This window comes from Achromobacter sp. HZ34 (assembly GCF_002209485.1).
Taxonomy (GTDB): domain Bacteria; phylum Pseudomonadota; class Gammaproteobacteria; order Burkholderiales; family Burkholderiaceae_B; genus Bordetella_C.
In genome coordinates this window covers 479,438-496,497 of the sequence record NZ_NJIX01000001.1, presented here as the reverse complement: position 1 = coordinate 496,497, position 17,060 = coordinate 479,438, and the positions used below count along the sequence as shown (strand labels likewise).

The 17,060-nt window shown below is 65.4% G+C and carries 12 protein-coding genes; 9 read left to right on the top strand and 3 right to left on the bottom strand.

What is annotated here, in order from left to right; translation table 11 throughout:
- Positions 1-29 precede the first annotated feature (29 nt).
- The 4 genes from CEY05_RS02050 (at position 30) to CEY05_RS02035 (ending at position 6,726) form a co-directional block, all read left to right on the top strand.
- Entirely contained in the window at positions 30-2,114 is a 2,085-nt protein-coding gene (locus tag CEY05_RS02050) for a pyridoxamine 5'-phosphate oxidase family protein (RefSeq protein ID WP_088595724.1), read from the top strand.
- 124 nt (positions 2,115-2,238) lie between these two features.
- The gene (locus CEY05_RS02045) at positions 2,239-5,049 is read left to right on the top strand and encodes an HAD-IC family P-type ATPase (RefSeq protein ID WP_088595723.1); all 2,811 of its coding nucleotides are present in this window, start codon (positions 2,239-2,241) and stop codon (positions 5,047-5,049) included.
- A 129-nt stretch (positions 5,050-5,178) separates the two neighbouring features.
- Complete coding sequence (locus CEY05_RS02040) at positions 5,179-5,613, top strand: hypothetical protein (protein ID WP_088595722.1); 435 nt, start codon at positions 5,179-5,181, stop codon at positions 5,611-5,613.
- A gap of 180 nt (positions 5,614-5,793) precedes the next feature.
- Positions 5,794-6,726, top strand: coding sequence for a hypothetical protein (locus CEY05_RS02035; RefSeq protein WP_198952651.1), 933 nt, complete (start codon positions 5,794-5,796; stop codon positions 6,724-6,726).
- Between the two features lie 297 nt (positions 6,727-7,023).
- On the opposite strand, the gene CEY05_RS02030 is transcribed toward CEY05_RS02035, so the two are convergent.
- Positions 7,024-7,959, bottom strand: a complete 936-nt coding sequence (locus CEY05_RS02030) for a tripartite tricarboxylate transporter substrate binding protein (RefSeq protein ID WP_233161394.1) — start codon at positions 7,957-7,959, stop codon at positions 7,024-7,026.
- Between the two features lie 405 nt (positions 7,960-8,364).
- Here CEY05_RS02030 and CEY05_RS02025 point away from each other — a divergent pair, with 405 nt between their 5' ends.
- Positions 8,365-9,351 carry an aromatic ring-hydroxylating dioxygenase subunit alpha gene (locus CEY05_RS02025; protein WP_158219236.1) on the top strand — a complete coding sequence of 329 codons (987 nt, stop codon included), beginning with the start codon at positions 8,365-8,367 and terminating at the stop codon, positions 9,349-9,351.
- A gap of 5 nt (positions 9,352-9,356) precedes the next feature.
- Here the strand turns inward: CEY05_RS02025 and CEY05_RS02020 are convergent, their stop codons facing one another.
- Positions 9,357-10,160: a substrate-binding domain-containing protein gene (locus CEY05_RS02020; protein WP_088595719.1), complete on the bottom strand. Its 804-nt coding sequence runs from the start codon at positions 10,158-10,160 to the stop codon at positions 9,357-9,359.
- Positions 10,161-10,337: 177 nt separating this feature from the next.
- Here CEY05_RS02020 and CEY05_RS02015 point away from each other — a divergent pair, with 177 nt between their 5' ends.
- Genes CEY05_RS02015 through CEY05_RS02000 form a run of 4 tightly spaced genes read left to right on the top strand, consistent with a single transcriptional unit; the run spans position 10,338 to position 15,541 of the window.
- Positions 10,338-11,873 (top strand): glutathione ABC transporter substrate-binding protein, encoded by a 1,536-nt coding sequence (locus CEY05_RS02015; RefSeq protein WP_088595718.1) that lies wholly within the window; start codon positions 10,338-10,340, stop codon positions 11,871-11,873.
- Positions 11,873-13,705: a dipeptide ABC transporter ATP-binding protein gene (locus CEY05_RS02010; RefSeq protein ID WP_369825885.1), complete on the top strand. Its 1,833-nt coding sequence runs from the start codon at positions 11,873-11,875 to the stop codon at positions 13,703-13,705. Before CEY05_RS02015 ends, CEY05_RS02010 begins: the two co-directional genes overlap by 1 nt.
- A 4-nt stretch (positions 13,706-13,709) precedes the next feature.
- Complete coding sequence (locus CEY05_RS02005; protein WP_088595716.1) at positions 13,710-14,630, top strand: ABC transporter permease subunit; 921 nt, start codon at positions 13,710-13,712, stop codon at positions 14,628-14,630.
- Positions 14,627-15,541, top strand: coding sequence for an ABC transporter permease (locus CEY05_RS02000; RefSeq protein WP_088595715.1), 915 nt, complete (start codon positions 14,627-14,629; stop codon positions 15,539-15,541). The genes CEY05_RS02005 and CEY05_RS02000 overlap by 4 nt, the downstream gene beginning before the upstream one ends.
- A gap of 13 nt (positions 15,542-15,554) precedes the next feature.
- Here the strand turns inward: CEY05_RS02000 and CEY05_RS01995 are convergent, their stop codons facing one another.
- A complete protein-coding gene (locus tag CEY05_RS01995) occupies positions 15,555-17,060 on the bottom strand; it encodes an amidase (RefSeq protein ID WP_088595714.1) in 1,506 nt (501 codons plus the stop codon).

Here is a 17,060-nt window from a genome sequence, read left to right as displayed (position 1 = left end):
GACCGTCCACTCTCTTCCAAGGAACCACCATGTCCACTTCCCTTCCCTGGCACGCCGGTGAACTGGCGATGCAGACCCGCGTGGGCGTACTGGCCAAGATGGACGACGTCGGCCGGCGCTTCGTACGCGATTACATGCCCGACCAGCATCGGGAGTTTTTCGAGCAGTTGCCGTTCGTCGTGCTGGGGACGGTAGCGCGTGACGGGACGGCCTGGGCTACCTTGCGGGCGGGTCTGCCTGGCTTCCTGGCGTCTCCCGATGCGCGGCGCCTGGACGTGGCCATCGCCCGGGAAAGCGCCGATCCCGCCGATGAGGGCCTGGCGGATGGCGACGCCGTGGGCATGCTGGGCATCGACCTGGCCACCCGCCGGCGCAATCGCATGAACGGCGTGCTGCGCCACACGGGCGGCTCGCTGTCCCATATCGATGTGGTGCATAGCTACGGCAACTGCCCGCGCTATATCCACCAGCGCGCCGTCACCTATACCCGCGACCCGGCGGTGCAGACGGCCATCCCCGCCCAGACGCTGGATGCGCTGGATGACGAAGCCAAGGCCTTGATCGGCAGGTCCGATGCGTTCTTCGTGGCGTCCTATGTGGATCTGCCGGACCAGGACCGCCAGGTCGACGTGTCTCACCGCGGCGGCAAGCCAGGCTTCGTGCGCCTGGACGACGATGGCGGCATGACCATCCCCGACTTCAATGGCAACCTGTTCTTCAACACATTGGGCAACTTCCTGGTGAACCCGAAGGCTGGCGTCACCTTCGCCGACTTCGAGACCGGCGAGCTGCTGCAAATGACCGGACGCGCGGAGGTCATCGTCGACTCGCCGGAGATCGCCGCCTTCCAGGGCGCGGAGCGGCTGTGGCGTTTCTTTCCGCAACGCATCGTGCGCCGGCGCCAGGCCTTGCCCTTGCAATGGGCGCGCGACGACCAGGGCGCGTCTCCCGCCGCTCTGCTCACCGGCAGCTGGGACGACGCCGCCAATCGGCTGCGTGCCGCGGAACTCGCCACCAAGTGGCGTCCTTTCAAGGTGACGCGCATCGTCGATGAGAGCAGCGTGGTGCGGTCCTTCCACCTGGAACCCGCCGACGGCGCCGGCCGTCTCGTGCACCAGGCGGGGCAATTCCTGCCGATCCGGGTGACGCTGCCCGGCCAGGACAAGCCTGCGATCCGTACCTACACCTTGTCGGTCGCGCCGTCCGACGCCAATTACCGCATCAGCGTGAAGCGCGACGGCGCGGTGTCCCGGTATCTGCACGACCACGTGAAGGTTGGCGATCTTCTGGATACCCGGGCGCCGGGCGGAGCATTCACCATCGATGCGACGGAGAAGCGCCCTGCCGTGCTGCTGGCCGCCGGCATAGGCGTGACACCGATGCTGGCGATGCTGCGCCACGTGGTCTACGAAGGCAAGCGCAGGCAGCGCACGCGGCCCGTGTGGTTCTTCCATTCGGCGCGCTCGCTGCAGGAACGGGCTTTCGCGGACGAATTGGCCTTGTTGCAGGAGCAAGGCCAGGGGGCGGTGCACGTCGTACGCTTGCTCAGCGACCTCACGGATGCGCAGCGGTCCCGGGATTATGACGAAAGCGGCCGCATCGACATGGACGTCCTGCGCGCCCGCCTGCCCTTCGACGACTACGACTTCTATCTATGTGGCCCCGGCCCCTTCATGCAGGCGATCTACGACGGCTTGCGGGCACTGAACGTCGCGGACGATCGGATCCACGCAGAGGCCTTCGGGGCGTCTTCGCTTACCCGCCAGGGGAATGCGGACGCTGGCGCCGGTGCGACAGCCGGGAAGGCAACGCCCGGCGCGGCCGCCCCCGCCGCTGCACCCGCCACCAAGTCGGTGCCGGTGATGTTCATGGACTCCGTCAAGGAAGCCCGCTGGAACCCGGGCGATGGTTCGCTGCTTGAACTGGCCGAACAGCGGGGCCTGAGCCCGGAATACGGCTGCCGCGAAGGCAACTGCGGCAGCTGCCGCACGCGCATCCTGCAAGGCGCCGTCGCTTACACCAAAGCGCCACAGGCAGCCGTGGGCGCGGATGAAGCCCTGATCTGCTGCGCGGTGCCGGCGGCGCACGATGTGCCCCTGCATCTGGCGTTGTAATGGCCCGTCTTGTCGCGCTTGCGCCGCGCCGCTATGATCCAACGACTAGTACCCGGGGATAGGCCACCACGCGCGAGTTCCGGTACCCATGCCCCTGAATGCGCCGCAACCGGGAGAGACGGGTATGAACTCAGCTCAGCAAGTTGCCGTAGGCTCGGACGAGAGGGGTGGCACCGAGGGGACGGGAGGCACCGGCCATGGGCGTGAGGCCGACGCACTACCCAGTCATGCACTGCCCGCCAGCGACGTGGCACGCCAACTGAACGTCGACCCCGCCGTGGGACTCGATAGCGCGCAAGCCGCCAGCCTGCTCGCCACCCACGGGCCCAACCGCCTGCCACAGGGCAAGAAGAAAGGCCCTTTCGCCCGCTTCCTCGCCCAGTTCAACAACATCCTTATCTACGTCCTGCTGGTCTCCGGCTTCATCAAGCTGATGCTGAGCCTGTGGCTGGACGCGTCCATCATCTTCGCGGTGGTCATCCTGAACTCGCTGCTGGGCTTCGTGCAGGAAGGCCGTGCGGAAAAGGCGCTCGACTCCATCCGCAACATGTTATCGGCGGAGGCGCGCGTGCTGCGCGGGGGCGCGACCCGCCTGGTGGCGGCGGAAGACCTGGTGCCCGGAGACATCGTGCTGCTGGAGTCCGGCGACAAGATTCCGGCGGACCTGCGCCTGGTCGACGTCAAGAACCTGCGTACCGAAGAGGCCGCGCTCACGGGCGAATCGGTCCCCGCCGAAAAAACCGCCGCCCCTGTTTCCGCCAAGGCCACCGTGGGCGACCGCGCCAATATGGCCTTCTCCGGCACCCTGGTGGTCTCGGGTCGCGCCACGGGCGTCGTCGTGGCCACCGGCAGCGCGACGGAACTGGGCCGCATCAACCAGATGCTGGCCGAAGTCAGTGTCCTGGAGACCCCGCTGCTGCGCCAGATCAAGAAATTCGGCTACACCATCACCGCCGTCATCGGCGCCGTCAGCGTGCTGCTGTTCGCCTGGGGCCACTGGCTGGGCCACATGACTTTCGTGCAGCTGTTCCAGGCCATCGTCGGCATCGCGGTATCGGTGATCCCGGAAGGCCTGCCGGCGCTGATCACCATCACGCTGGCGATCGGCGTGCAGCGCATGGCGCAACGCAATGCCATCATCCGCCGCTTGCCCGCGGTGGAAACGCTGGGATCCGTTTCGCGCATCTGTTCCGACAAGACCGGCACGCTGACCCTGATGGAAATGATGGTGACCTCCGTCGTCACCGCCGACCGCGCCTATGGCGTTACCGGCGACGGCTACGCCTCCGCAGGCGAGGTCAGCGCGGATGGGCGCCCGGTGACCGGCGCCGTGCCCGACGCCTTGCAGATGATGGGATTGGTGTCTTGTCTTTGTAATGACGCCGAACTGTTCCAGGCCGAGGGCAAGTGGAAAGTCGAAGGCGACCCCACCGAGGGCGCCTTGTACCCCTTTGCCGCCAAGCTGGGCATGGACCGCGCCGCGGTTGCCGCCGCCGCGCCGCGCATCGACGCCATTCCCTTCGAATCCGAACACAAGTTCATGGCGACCCTGCACCGGTCGAGCGACGGCGAGATGCTGCTGGTCAAGGGCGCGCCCGAAGTCATCATGGCGCACAGCGATCGGCAGCAGACAACGCAAGGCGTCGGGCGCATGGACCGGGCGTATTTCGACAGCGAGGGCGAACGGCTGGCAGCACAGGGAGAACGGGTGCTGGGCCTGGCCTGGCTGCCGAATCCGGGCCTGGGCGGACGCGATGGTGAACATGGCGGCGGCCTCCTGCCCCAGGACCTGCCGCATAACCTGGTGCTGCTGGGGCTGGTGGGCCTGATGGACCCGCCCCGCAAGGAGGCCATCGAGGCCGTGCGCGAATGCCATGAGGGCGGCATACGCGTGACGATGATCACCGGGGACCACAAGATCACCGCCGCGGCCATTGCCCGCATGCTGGGAATAGGCGACGGCCGCACCGCCGTCGCCGGCGTGGAGATCGAGGCCATGAACGACGCGGCGCTGCAGGAATGCGTGCGCGACGTCGATGTATTCGCCCGTGCCAGCCCGGAACACAAGCTGCGCCTGGTCAAGGCCATCCAGGCCAATGGCCAGGTGGTGGCCATGACGGGCGATGGGGTCAACGATGCGCCCGCGCTGAAGAAGGCGGACATCGGTGTAGCGATGGGCATCAAGGGCACGGAAGTCACCAAGGAAGCGGCCGGCATGATCCTGGCCGACGACAACTTCGCCTCGATCTCGGCGGCGGTGAAGGAAGGCCGCACCGTCTACAACAATATCGAGAAGGCCATGCTCTTCATGCTGCCGACCAATGTCGCCCAGGGCGCCGTGATCGCGGCGGCGATCATTTTCGGCTTCGCCCTGCCCATCACCGCGCCGCAGGTGTTGTGGGTGAACATGATCACCTCGGTCGCCTTGGGCCTGGTGATCTCCTTCGAACCGCATGAACCCGATGTGATGCAGCAGCCGCCCCGTGCAGTGGAGCGGCCCATCCTCAGCCGTTTCGGTGTCTGGCGGGTGCTGTTCGTCGGGGCAGCCTTGGTGGCCTACACGCTGATGACGTTCTTCGTGATGCAGGCACAGGGCGCGTCCGAGGCGATGGCCCGCACTGCCGCGGTCAACGCCATCACGCTGGGCCAGGTCTTCTATCTGCTCAACAGCCGGCATTTGATCCACTCGTCGCTGACCTTGCGGGCGCATCGAGGCAATCCCTTGCTGTGGTACGGCATCGGGGCCGTGGTGGTGCTGCAGTTGCTGTTTACCTACGCCCCGCCCTTTCAGGCGATCTTCTCGTCGGAAAGCCTGCCGTTGGTGGTGTGGGCCAAGCTGTTCGCCGGCGCGGTGCTGTTCTTCCTGGTGGTGGAGGCGGAGAAGCTGGTGATTCGGTCGGTGCCGGCCTGGCACGGGGCGGTGACGAACGCGTAGCGCGCGCCGGGCATGGAACCTGCGGCTTGCTGACAGACAGCTTGCAACAACGGGCTTGCAACAGTGGGCTTGCAACAACAGGCTTGCAACAGCGGGCTTGCAACAGCGGGCTTACACCAGGAGACCGCCATGAACAGGAAGACACGCCGTAGCAGTATTGCCGTCACCATCGCCGCGGTGGCGACCGCCGCCGCGCCCTGGCTGGGCAGCATTTCCTTGCCTGCCGCCGGGGTCGGCGCGGCCGGACTGATGCTTGCGGCGCCCGCCCAGTCCCAGGGCCTGGGTTCCGGCAAGGAAGGCGAAGGCCAGCACAACCAGACGGGTCAAGGCGGTGGCGGCGTGGGCGCCTCCGGCAGCGGGCCGCAAGGCAGCGGCGCACAGGGAGACTCGCATGCCCCCGCCGGCACGGATCCCGCCACCAAGTCCGGTACGTCGCCCGATACCCAGAAAGGCACTGACAACGATGCGGTGACCAACAAGGACGTGCAGCGGCTGTATACCCCGCCGCAGACCCAGCCGCAGGACCGCAACGCGCCAGCCAACGCCGAGAAGCCGGCGCAATAGAAGCCAGCCACAGCGGCAACAGCAGAGGGGCATGGCAAAGCCGCCCCTGTCCTCACCCTGGCGCTTTCATTCAGGCGCGCCTCGATGTTCCGTACGGCACCTCGTGCAAGGCCTGTTCGTGGGCGGGTACGCCGGTTGCTAAAGCCTGCATCACCAAACACTAGAACCGAGGTAATCAAAATGGAAACGAGTCGTGCATATCCTGCAGGATCGCCTGCCTCCCTGGGCAATCGCGAATCCTTCGGGTCGGCGGTATCCTGGGGCGCCGTTCTTGCCGGCGCTTTCGTGGCGACAGCCACCTATCTGATGTTGCTGGTCGCGGGCGCTGGCCTGGGACTCGCTTCCTCCTCGCCCTGGAGCGGCGATGGCGCATCGGCCAAGGCCATCGGCGTCGGCGCCATCGTCTGGCTGGTGGTGATTCAGATCATCTCGGCGGGACTGGGTGGCTATATCGCCGGCCGTCTGCGCACCAAGTGGGTCGACGTCCATTCCGATGAGGTGTACTTCCGCGATACCGCCCACGGTTTCCTGGTGTGGGCCCTTGGCGCCACCGTCAGCGCGTTCCTGATGACGGCTGGCGTGTCGTCCGCCATCAGCGGCGTGGCCAACGTCGGCGCCAGTGCCGCGTCGGGGGCCGGTACGGCGGCGACGTCGGCGGCGACCGCCGGTGCGGCCAGCGCCGCGGGCAACGGCAACGCCGGTGGCGGTAGCGGCATGCTGCCTTCGACCCAATACTTCACCGACACGCTGTTCCGCTCGGATCGTCCCGATGCCTCGCAAGGCGATGCCGCCAAGGCTGAAGTGGGCCGCATCGTCGCGACCAGCATCGCGCGGGGCAATGTCACGCCGGAAGACAAGACCTACGTTGCCCGCGTGATCTCGAACCAGACGGGCGTGGACCAGGCCACTGCTGAAAAGCGCATCGATGACACCATCAACAAGGCCAAGCAGGCGGCGGACCAGGCCAAGCAGAAGGCGCTGGAAGCCGCGGATGCGGCGCGTAAGGCGGCTGCGGGCTTTGCCCTGTGGGCCTTCATCTCGATGCTGATCGGCGCCTTCTCTTCGACCTTCGCCGCCACGCGAGGCGGCCGTACGCGGGACGCCTGGAAGTAAAAGCAAGAAACCGGAGGGAGCATCATCGCTCTATGTGGGGGGCTATCTGGTCAGCCTCCCTCCTCCGGACCCGGTTCGGGAAAATGACAAAGGGGCCGCGATAAGCGGCCCCTCTGCTTTTATGACGGTCCAATGAATACTTGGCGACTTCCCCTTGGAGGCCCGTATTCAGTATCCAGCGAATGTACGCATGGTACGGATACATTAAATGTATCTACATTGGTACTTACCCCTGGACGAGGACCGTGGCTACAGCCCGGCACCTTGCTGTCGTCCGGACTGCAACCCTGGCGCGCTTCAGTCGTCCTGATGCATGCCGGTGGCTTTCACCACGGCGCCCAGGCGCGCGCGTTCTTCATCGCAGAACTTGATGAAGTCGGCACGCGTGCCACCGACGGGCTCGATGCCCTGGTCGGTGAAGCGCTTGACGTTGGCGGGATCCTTCATGGCCGCGTCAACGCCGGCGGCGACGCGGTCCAGGATGGCGTCCGGCACACCCTTGGGCGCATGCAGGCCGGCCCAGTGGGCGATCTTGATCTCGGGGAAGCCCTGCTCGGCCGCGGTCGACAGTTCCGGATAGGCCTTGATGCGTTCCGACCACGTGCAGGCCAGCGCCTTCAGCTTGCCACCCTTGACCATCGGCAGCACCACGATGCTGGCTTCCGACGTTGCGTCGACTTGGCCACCGATGACGGCAGACACCGATTCGCCGCCGCTCTTGTAAGGCACCAGATCCAGTTTGGCGCCGTAGTTGGTGGTCAGGATGCCTTCGACGAAGTGCGGCGTGCTGCCCGTGCCGGCGGTCGAGAAGTGCAGGCCGTGGCCCTTCTTCGACCCTTCGACGAATTCCTTCAGGGTGTTGTACGGCGAGTTCGCCGGGGCGACCACGACGGACGGGGCCAAGCCAACCATGGCCACCGGCACCAGGTCGCTGTCCTTGTAGTGGACCTTGCGGATCATGCTGTTCGAGATCACGCCGGCGGCGCTGATCAGGAACGTGTAGCCATCGGGCTCGGCACGCGCGACGTAGTCGGTACCGATGACGGCGCCGGCACCGGGCTTGTTTTCGACGATGACGCTGACACCCAGCGCTTTCGAGATGCCTTCCGCGGCCGCGCGGCCCAGCAGGTCATTGGCGCCGCCGGGGGCAAAGGGAACCACGATGCGGATGGGCTTGGACGGCCACTTGTCGTCCGCGAAAGCGATTTTCGGGGCGATGCCGATCGACGCCAGGCCGAAGGCTGCCGTATTGAAACGGCGACGGGTAATGTTCAAGGCTTTTCTCCAGATACCTATTAATTGATGTATCGCCCCCTTTTGATTTCCACTCTTTTTCGTCCGACGAGAACGCCCGCACGTTCGTCGTCATCAGTCGTGTTAGCTGCGTAGGGGCTGCGGAGCGAATAGTAAGCGTATTGGAAGTTTTTTGCAGAAATCGGGGAACTAAGGGCCCTATTCATGCCACTTTCACGCGTCCCTCATTAATTCCGGAGACACTCCCTTCAGTTTCCTTTCATTTTCGCAAGCGGCCCGGCCTTGCTCTGCGGGAACAATCGGTATGCCTCGGACACTCAGACGATGTCGTACCGCTTACAAGGCGGTCGACGGGTCCGACGAGTCACGAACGCAGGAAACTCAATGAAAATCACGAAAGCTGGTTTACCGCTGCCATTTGGATGGTTTTTTGTCGCGCAATCATCGCAAGTCACGGCAGGGACTGTTTCGACGGTGAAAATGTTCGAGCAGGAGTGGGTGCTGTTCCGCAATCAGGAGGGCACCCTTGGCCTTATCGAAGCCCACTGCCCGCATCTGGGTGCGCACCTCGGCATGGGTGGAACCGTCGATGGAAACTCGATACGCTGTCCTTTTCATGACTGGGCCTTCGACACCGACGGCCGCTGCACCGACATCCCCTATGCCATAAAGAATGGCGAAACGCTGAAGAAACGGGCCCATGTCGGCCGTCTTCCGGTCAAGGAATTAGATGGGATCATCTGGGCATGGTTTCACCCCGGGAATACCGAACCTGCGTGGCCCATAAACAGCCAGTTGCCACCGAAATGGCAAGGCACGACACCCAGGCAGGCCTTTGCTTTCGAGATCAACTGCCATATACAGGAGATACTCGAAAATGCAGTCGATTATCCCCACCTGTTCTGTGTGCACGGGAACGAGGCCAGGTTCGCCATAAAGAATGAGTTCAATGGCTTGCACCGCAAAAGCGAAATGGCCGACACGGTGAGCTATCTGGACGACGACGGCAAGAAAATAGCCTTTCCTTATCTGATCACCGTTTCGCAGACCGGGCCAGGACAGGGCTTGGTGTATTACCGGCGGATGGTGGAGATCGCGATGCTTTTTCTCGCGACACCCATTTCAAGCACCAGAAGCGTATTGCGCTTCGTTTTCTACTACGGCGAGGTGGATAGCGACCCGTGTATCGATTTGCTGATCGAGCAATTCATCAACGAGAAAATCGGCAAGCCGGCGGACGCAAGCGGCGTGTATGCCGATATTCCCATCTGGGAAAATAAAGTCCATCGCGAGCATCCGCTACTCTGCGACGCCGACGGACCCGTCATGCAGTTCAGGTCGTGGTTCGGGCAGTTCTATCCAGCCAACTGACGCGGCTATTGCGCCGCCTCCATTCCCTTGGACTTCAGCAACTCCCGTGCGGCAGCACTATGGAGTTGCTCGATGAATGCTTGCGCGGCGGGCTTGGCGGTGGACTTTGTGCATACCGCGGCGGCGTAGTTGGTGTAGTTCTGGATGTCGGCCGGCAAGGGGCCGACCAAGGTGGCGCCGGACACGGCCAGTATTTCGCTGATCTGGTGGATGCCAAGGGCGGCCTGCCCGTCGACGATTTTTTGGGCGACCAATCCGCCAGGCACCAGCACCGCCTTTGCCGCCACTTGCTGCTCTATTCCCAGTTTCTTGAACAAGCCCGTCAGGTAAACCCCGCTCGAACCGCCGGCCGCCGGATCCAGGTAAGCAACCGAAGGTGCCGCCAACACCGCGGCCTTGAACGCATCCACAGTCGAGATATCCGGACGCGCGGCGCCGGCCGCCACGACGACGCCGATGCCTACGCGCGCGACAGGCTTGATGGAGCCCTTCTCCACCAGGCCCTTGCCGGCCAGGGCCTCGAGCGCGCCGCCCGGCAGAAGCGTGACATCGCAGGCGTCGCCCGCCTCTATGCGCTGCACCAATGCACCCGCCGTATCGTTTTCGACGGCGACCTTACGGCCGGCGTCTTTCTGATAAGTGCCGGCCATCCCGGTGACGACGGACTTGATCGCACCCGCCGTCAAAATCTTCAGGTCATCCTGTGCGTGTGCCACGCCAGATACGCCAACCAACCCCGTCACGGACGCCAGCAAGGCGCCGGCAAACTTGTACTGGGACAACCTGTTCCGATAAAGCGCCTTGCCCATGGTTCGCTCCGAGAGGTTCGTGTGCAGCGGATTCTACGGGATTCCCCCAAGGGAAAACACACGACATCGGCACGAATAGGGCTTGCATCGCTATATGGATCGACATAAAAGTTATTTCTGTCGCATCCAGTCCCTCTTTATGCTGCGGATCTCTGAATCTACCGGACACCTGAGACCATGCCACGCCCGATTCGCTCCCTCGTCCTCGGCGCCACGCTCGCCTCGACGCTAGCCTATGCCTTTCCCGCTCATAGTGCCAAGGATCTTACGGTAGGCGTCTCGGACAATATCCTGGGCCTGGATCCCACCGACCTGAACGACTCGGTCTCCCTGTCGGCCACCCGTTTGTTCTACCAGGGGCTCTTCGGCTTCGACGAGAACTTCAAGGTCGTCCCCGTCCTGGCGGAAAGCTACGACGTCAATGACAACGCCACGGTCTACACGGTGCATCTGCGCAAGAATGTGCTGTTTCATGACGGCACGCCATTCAACGCCGCGGCAGTGAAAATCAACTACGACCGCCTGCGCGACCCTGCCCTGCACTTGAAGCGCCAGAGCCTGCTCGAAGCGGTCGACAAGGTCGACGTCGTGGACGACGCCACCGTGCGTATCACCACCAAGTACCCTTCCGCGGTGCTGCCTAATTACCTGGCCCACACGGGCGCCTCCATCATCAGCCCCAAGGCGCTGGAACAATATGGCAAGGACATCGGCCGCCATGCGGATGGCACCGGACCGTTCGTGTTCGTCGACAAGCAGGCCGATCGCCTGAAGGCGAGCCGCAACCCGCATTACTGGAAGCCGGGCCTGCCCAAGCTCGATAGCGTCACCATCCGCAGCACCCCGGAAAATGGCAGCCGCATCGCCATGCTGCGCGCCGGCGAGGCCCAGTTCATCTTCCCCCTGCCACCGGAAGCGGCGGAACTGGTGGCCAAGGATCCCAAGCTGGCCACCGTGAAGACGCCTTCCATCGTCATTCACTACGCGGCGCTCAACACCTTGAAGAAGCCGTTCGACGATGTGCGCGTGCGTCAGGCCTTGAACTACGCGATCGACAAGAACGCCTTCATCCGTATCGTCTACAACGGCTATGCGACGCCGATGGATGCCCCCGTCGCGCCCGGCATCGCCTACTACACGAAGCAGAACGTCTGGCCCTATGACCCCGCCAAGGCCAAGCAACTGTTGGCTGAAGCGGGCTATCCGAACGGTTTCGAATCCGAGATCTGGACCTTCAGCAACACGCTGAATTCGCGCGCGGTGCAGTTTCTGCAGCAGCAACTGGCCGCCGTCGGCGTGCGCCTTGCCGTCAAGCCCATCGAGGCTGGCGTCGCGACCGACAAACTGTGGGGCGCCAAGACGCCGGAGGAAGCTCAGGTGCGCATGTTCTATGGCAGTTGGGCGCCCTCCACCGGCGATGCCGACTGGGCCCTGCGGCCCCTGCTGTCGGTCAAGAGCTATCCGCCGGCGATGTTCAACATCTCGTACTTCCACAATGAAGCGGTCGAGCGCGCCCTGACCCAAGGCCTGTCCACGGCCGACCCCGCCGTGCGCAAGCGCTCCTATGACGAAGTGCAGAAGACCGTCTGGGACAACGCGCCCTGGATCTTCCTGTCGGTCGACACACTGCTGGCCGGCCGCAGCAAGAACCTGGTTGGACTGCGCCAGCAGGCAGACACGTCGCTGAGCTACGAAAGCGCGGATCTTCAATGATGGAACCGGGCGGCGCACGCCCCGCCGCAAGCGCTGCACCGTTGTTGCGGATAAGCGGCCTGGACGTCGAGATTGGCGGCTTCCCGGCCGTGCGCGGGCTGGACCTGGACATCGCTCCCGGCAAGATCGTTGCCCTGATCGGCGAGAGTGGCTCCGGCAAATCAGTCAGTTGCCTGGCCATCACACGCTTGCTGGATCATGCCGGTGGACGCATCCGCGCCGGCAGCCTGCACTACCATTCCCGCGACGGCAGCACGATAGACCTGGCCCAGGCATCCGCGGACCGCATGCGCGCGCTGCGCGGCCCGGAGATTGCGATGATCTTCCAGGAGCCCATGAGCAGCCTGAACCCGGTGCTGCGCGTCGGCGACCAGATCACCGACGCCATCATGTTGCACCAGGGCAGCGCGCGCAGCGCGGCGCGTGCCGAAGCGCGCCGCCTGCTGGATCTGGTACGCCTGCCGAATGCCGCGCAGCAACTGGACCGCTATCCCTTCCAGCTGTCCGGCGGCATGCGCCAGCGCGTCATGATCGCCATGGCCTTGAGCTGCCACCCACGCCTGCTGATCGCCGACGAACCCACCACGGCCCTGGACGTGACCGTGCAGGCACAGGTCCTGCGCTTGATCCGCGAGTTGCAGCGCGAACAGGACCTGGCCATTCTCTTCGTCACGCACGACATGGGCGTGGTCGCGGAAGTCGCGGATCGGGTGGCGGTGATGCAGGACGGCCGCATCGTCGAACAGGGCGAGGTCGAGCAGATTTTCGCGGCACCGGCGCATGCTTATACGCAGCAATTGCTGGCCGCGCTACCTGTCCTGGGCAGCCTGGCGCACACTTCGACGCCGCAGCCTATTGCGCTGGCGGACGAAACCGAACCGTTGCCCGAGGACCGCGTCGATACGACGGCAGCGCCGCTGCTGGAAGTGCGCGGACTCAGTACCGGCTTCGACCTTGCCCGAGGGTTGCTGGGCCGCTCGCGCGGCCGCATCCACGCGGTCGAGCACATCAGTTTCGATATCCGTCCCGGCGAGACCCTGGCGCTGGTCGGCGAGTCAGGCTGCGGAAAATCCACCACCGGGCGCTCCATCATCCGGCTCGAACAGCCCGCCGCGGGCGTCTTGCGTTTCAAGGGCCAGGATATCCATCACCGTGACACGGCCAGCGCAGCGCTGCTGCACCGTGGCATCCAGTATGTGTTCCAGGATCCGCAGGCCTCCCTGAATCCGCGGCTGACCATAGCGGCTTCGATTGCCGAGCCCATCGTCACCCACAAGCTGGCCAGCGGCGGCGCGATACGCCAGCGCGTGCTGGCCCTGCTGGACCAGGTGGGCCTGCCGGCCGCCTACGTCGACCGCTATCCCCACGCCCTCTCCGGCGGCCAACGGCAAAGAGTCTGCCTGGCGCGCGCCTTGGCCAGCTGCCCGGACCTGCTCATCGCCGACGAAGCCGTCGCCGCCCTGGATGTGCGCACCCGCGCCCGCATCGTCAACCTGATGATGCGGCTGCAGCGCGAAAACGGCCTGGCGTGCCTGTTCATTTCCCATGACATGGCCATCGTCGAACGCATCAGCCATCGCGTGGCCGTCATGTACCTGGGCCAGATCGTCGAGATCGGTCCGCGCCAGGCGGTCTTCAGCGCGCCGCGGCATGCCTACACCCGCCGCCTGCTTGCCGCGGTGCCCGTGCCCGACCCGACCCGCCGCGACCATGCGCGGGGCCTGGACGACAGCGAAATCCCCAGCGCCTGGCTGCCACCCGGGCAACACCCCGTGCGCAAGCAGCTGGTCCAGGTGGGACCTGATCATTACGTTGCGGCGGAGGCGGGATAAGGCCATGCTCCAGTTCGCCGTCCGCCGCCTGCTGGGCGCCATCCCTGTCCTGATTGCCGTCTCCATCCTGGTATTCGCGTTCGTGCGACTGTTGCCCGGTGACCCTGCCCGCCTGATCGCCGGACCCGAGGCGACCGAGCCTGAAGTGGTCGTGGTCCGCACGCAACTGGGCTTGGACCAGCCCATCTGGACGCAATATGCCCGCTACATGCGCCGTATCCTGCAGGGTGATCTGGGGCGCTCGATCACCACCAATCAGCCCGTTGCCAGCGAAATCGCACAGCGTTTCTGGCCCAGCCTGCTGCTGGCAGCGGTCTCCATGGCCTGGGCCACCGTGGTCGGCGTAGGCCTGGGCGTATTGGCCGGCATCCGCCACAACCGGTGGCAGGACAAGACCGGCATGGTCCTGGCGGTATCGGGTATTTCCTTCCCGACGTTCTGGATGGGGCTGCTGCTGATCAACCTGTTCTCCGTGCGCCTGGGCTGGCTGCCAACGGGCGGTTTCGATGACTGGCGCTCGCTTATCATGCCGTCGCTGACCCTGGGGGCGGCGGTGGCCGCCATCCTTGCCCGCTTCACGCGCTCCGGCTATATCGAAGCCGCCAGCGAGGACTACGTGCGCACCGCCCGCATGAAAGGCCTGCCGGAATGGCGCATCGTCTGGCGTCACGCCTTGCGCAACGCCCTGCTGCCCATCATCACCATGGCCGGACTGGAGTTCGGCGCCCTGCTGGGCGGCGCGATCATCACGGAAACCGTGTTCGCCTGGCCGGGGCTGGGACGCCTGCTGGTCGACAGCGTGGCCTATCGGGACTACCCCGTCATCCAGGCGCTGATCCTGCTGTTCGCGCTGGAGTTTTCGCTGATCAGCTTCGTCGTCGACTTGCTGTACGGCTTCGCCAATCCGGAGGTGCGCCTGTCATGACGCAATCCCTTGAGGACACCAAGCCGTTGCCCGCTGACAGCGGCAGCAATGGCAACGGCGGCGACAGCGTCAGGTCTTCGCCCTGGCGCGTTCACGCCAGGCGCCTGCTGCGGCAACGCACGACCCAGGTCGCCTTGGCCATGGTCCTGCTGCTGGTGCTGGGCGCCGTCGCCGCACCCTGGGTGGCGCCTTACGATCCCACCGCGCCCGACTACCAGAACGTGTTGGCGGGACCATCGCCCGCACACTGGGCCGGCACCGACTCCTATGGCCGCGACATCTTCAGCCGCATCATCTGGGGCGGCCGCATCTCGCTGGCCGTCAGCGCCCTGTCGGTGTTACTGGGCGGCGTGATAGGGATCGCCATCGGCCTGGTCAGCGGCTACGCGGGCGGCCGCACGGACACCTTGCTGATGCGCGCCTGCGATGTGATGCTGGCCTTCCCCGGCATCCTGCTGGCCATCGCGGTGGTCGCCTTGCTGGGGCCCGGGGTATCGAATGTGATCTACGCGGTGGGCGTCTTCAGCATCCCGGTGTACGCACGCGTGGTGCGCAGCGCCACCCTCGGCCTGCGCCGATCGCTGTATGTGCAGGCCGCGCGCAGCATCGGCGTGCGGCCTGGCGTCATCATCATGCGCCACATTTTTCCCGGCGCGCTGCCGGCCATCATCGTGACGACGTCGATGCGCATGGGCACCGCCATCCTGGTGGCGGCCGGCCTCAGCTTCCTGGGCCTGGGCGCCCAGCCGCCTTCGCCCGAGTGGGGCGCGATGCTGGCCGACGGCCGCTCCTATCTGGGGATGGCCGACCACGTGGCGTTTTTCCCGGGCCTCGCCATCTTCGTGACGTCATTGGCCTTCAATGTGCTGGGCGATGGCCTGCGCGACGCGCTGGACCAGAAGCTGCGGTAGCGGTACGTGCCCCTCAGGGTTCGTAGCCCGGCGGCACCTGGAAACCGCCGAATGCCGCTTCCATCAAGCCCGCGAAAGCGATGGTGCCACGGTCTTCCAGGTACGCCCCCATGGCCTGCGCACTGACCGGCAAGCCATCGTCATCCAGGCCGACCGGGAAGGACGTGGCCGGCAATCCCGGCATCACCGGCAAACCGGCCCAGTGGAACAGGTCCATGAAGCGCACCGGGCGGATGCCATCCTCGAACGCCACCGGATAGGTACGCTGGTCCTTGGGTTCGGTGTGGTTGTGCTGGAACGCCGGCGTCGGCGCCACGGGCGTAACGACGATATCGACGGATTCAAACAAGCGCTCCCACTGTTCGCGCATGCGGTGGCGCAATTCATTGTTGGCCAGCCAGTCCCTGTGCGACAGCGTCGGCGCGCGCAACCACGCGGCGTCCGCGCTCTCGTCGCTGGGCGCCAGCGCCTCCAGCATGCGCTGGGCGGCCTCGCTCAGCCGCGGCGGCGTCGCCAGCGACGAACCGATGAGGCTGCGATAGACCCGGTGCGCCAATTGCAGGTCGGGCAATACGCCGGCCTGCAGGTCGGCGGCCCACAACACCTTGGCGCCGCCGGCATGCAGCCGCTGCGCCACGCGCGCCACCACCAGCCGTTCAGACAGGCTGCGCGGCGCCCCCGGCCATTGGTCCAGCAACAACACGCGAAGCCCCGCCAGGTCCCGCTGCCGGCTGGGGGGCAGGCTGACGCGCCAGGCCTTGCGGGCCAGCGGGTCCAGGTTCAACAGCAGGTCCAGCGCCAGATCCAGATCCGCCGCGCTGCGAGCAAGTGGCCCGGCGACGCCCAGGTCGCGATCCGCGACCCGGCCCGGGGGAACGCTGGTCCCGCGCATGGAGATCAGGCCATAGCTGCTCTTGTGGCCGAACACCCCGGTGAAATGCGCGGGGATACGGATGGAGCCGCCGATGTCGGAGCCCAGTTCCAGTGCGGTATAGCCAGCAGCCAGCGCCGCGGCCGAACCGCCCGACGAGCCTCCCGGCGTGCGCGCCAGGTCCCAGGGATTGCGGCAGATACCGTGCAGCGCGTTGTAGCTCTGCAAATCGGCCAGGGCCAGGGGCACATTGGTCTTGCCCAGGATGACGGCCCCCGCCGCGCGCAAGGCAGCCACGGCGTGCGCATCGCGCTCGGCCAGATTGTCCGCGAAGGCGGGATTGCCACTGGTGGTGTACAGCCCCTGGACGTCGAAGGATTCCTTGACCGTGATCGGCACGCCCAACAGCGGCTTGCGCACACCGTCGGCAAGCAGCTTGTCGGCGGCCAGCGCGGCCTGACGCGCCCGCGTGTCATCGCGCACCGCCACCGCATTGATGGCGCCGTCATAACGGTCGATGCGCGCCAGGCTTTGTTCCAGCAGTTCAATCGCTCGCACGCGGCCTTGCGCGAGCGCCTGCGCCTGTTCGCGCAGGCTGGCATACGTCAGCGCGCGCACGAGGGCTTCCTGGCTGTTGTCGATGGCCAT

Excerpts from the sequence above, each read along its gene's own strand:
- CEY05_RS02020 (WP_088595719.1), bottom strand. The coding sequence starts at position 10,160 with ATGGGCAAGGCGCTTTATCGGAACAGGTTGTCCCAGTACAAGTTTGCC.
- CEY05_RS02045 (WP_088595723.1), top strand. The coding sequence starts at position 2,239 with ATGAACTCAGCTCAGCAAGTTGCCGTAGGCTCGGACGAGAGGGGTGGC.
- CEY05_RS02050 (WP_088595724.1), top strand. The coding sequence starts at position 30 with ATGTCCACTTCCCTTCCCTGGCACGCCGGTGAACTGGCGATGCAGACC.
- CEY05_RS02035 (WP_198952651.1), top strand. The coding sequence starts at position 5,794 with ATGGAAACGAGTCGTGCATATCCTGCAGGATCGCCTGCCTCCCTGGGC.
- CEY05_RS02005 (WP_088595716.1), top strand. The coding sequence starts at position 13,710 with ATGCTCCAGTTCGCCGTCCGCCGCCTGCTGGGCGCCATCCCTGTCCTG.
- CEY05_RS02015 (WP_088595718.1), top strand. The coding sequence starts at position 10,338 with ATGCCACGCCCGATTCGCTCCCTCGTCCTCGGCGCCACGCTCGCCTCG.
- CEY05_RS01995 (WP_088595714.1), bottom strand. The coding sequence starts at position 17,060 with ATGGCCATCGACAACAGCCAGGAAGCCCTCGTGCGCGCGCTGACGTAT.
- CEY05_RS02025 (WP_158219236.1), top strand. The coding sequence starts at position 8,365 with ATGAAAATCACGAAAGCTGGTTTACCGCTGCCATTTGGATGGTTTTTT.
- CEY05_RS02040 (WP_088595722.1), top strand. The coding sequence starts at position 5,179 with ATGAACAGGAAGACACGCCGTAGCAGTATTGCCGTCACCATCGCCGCG.
- CEY05_RS02010 (WP_369825885.1), top strand. The coding sequence starts at position 11,873 with ATGGAACCGGGCGGCGCACGCCCCGCCGCAAGCGCTGCACCGTTGTTG.
- CEY05_RS02000 (WP_088595715.1), top strand. The coding sequence starts at position 14,627 with ATGACGCAATCCCTTGAGGACACCAAGCCGTTGCCCGCTGACAGCGGC.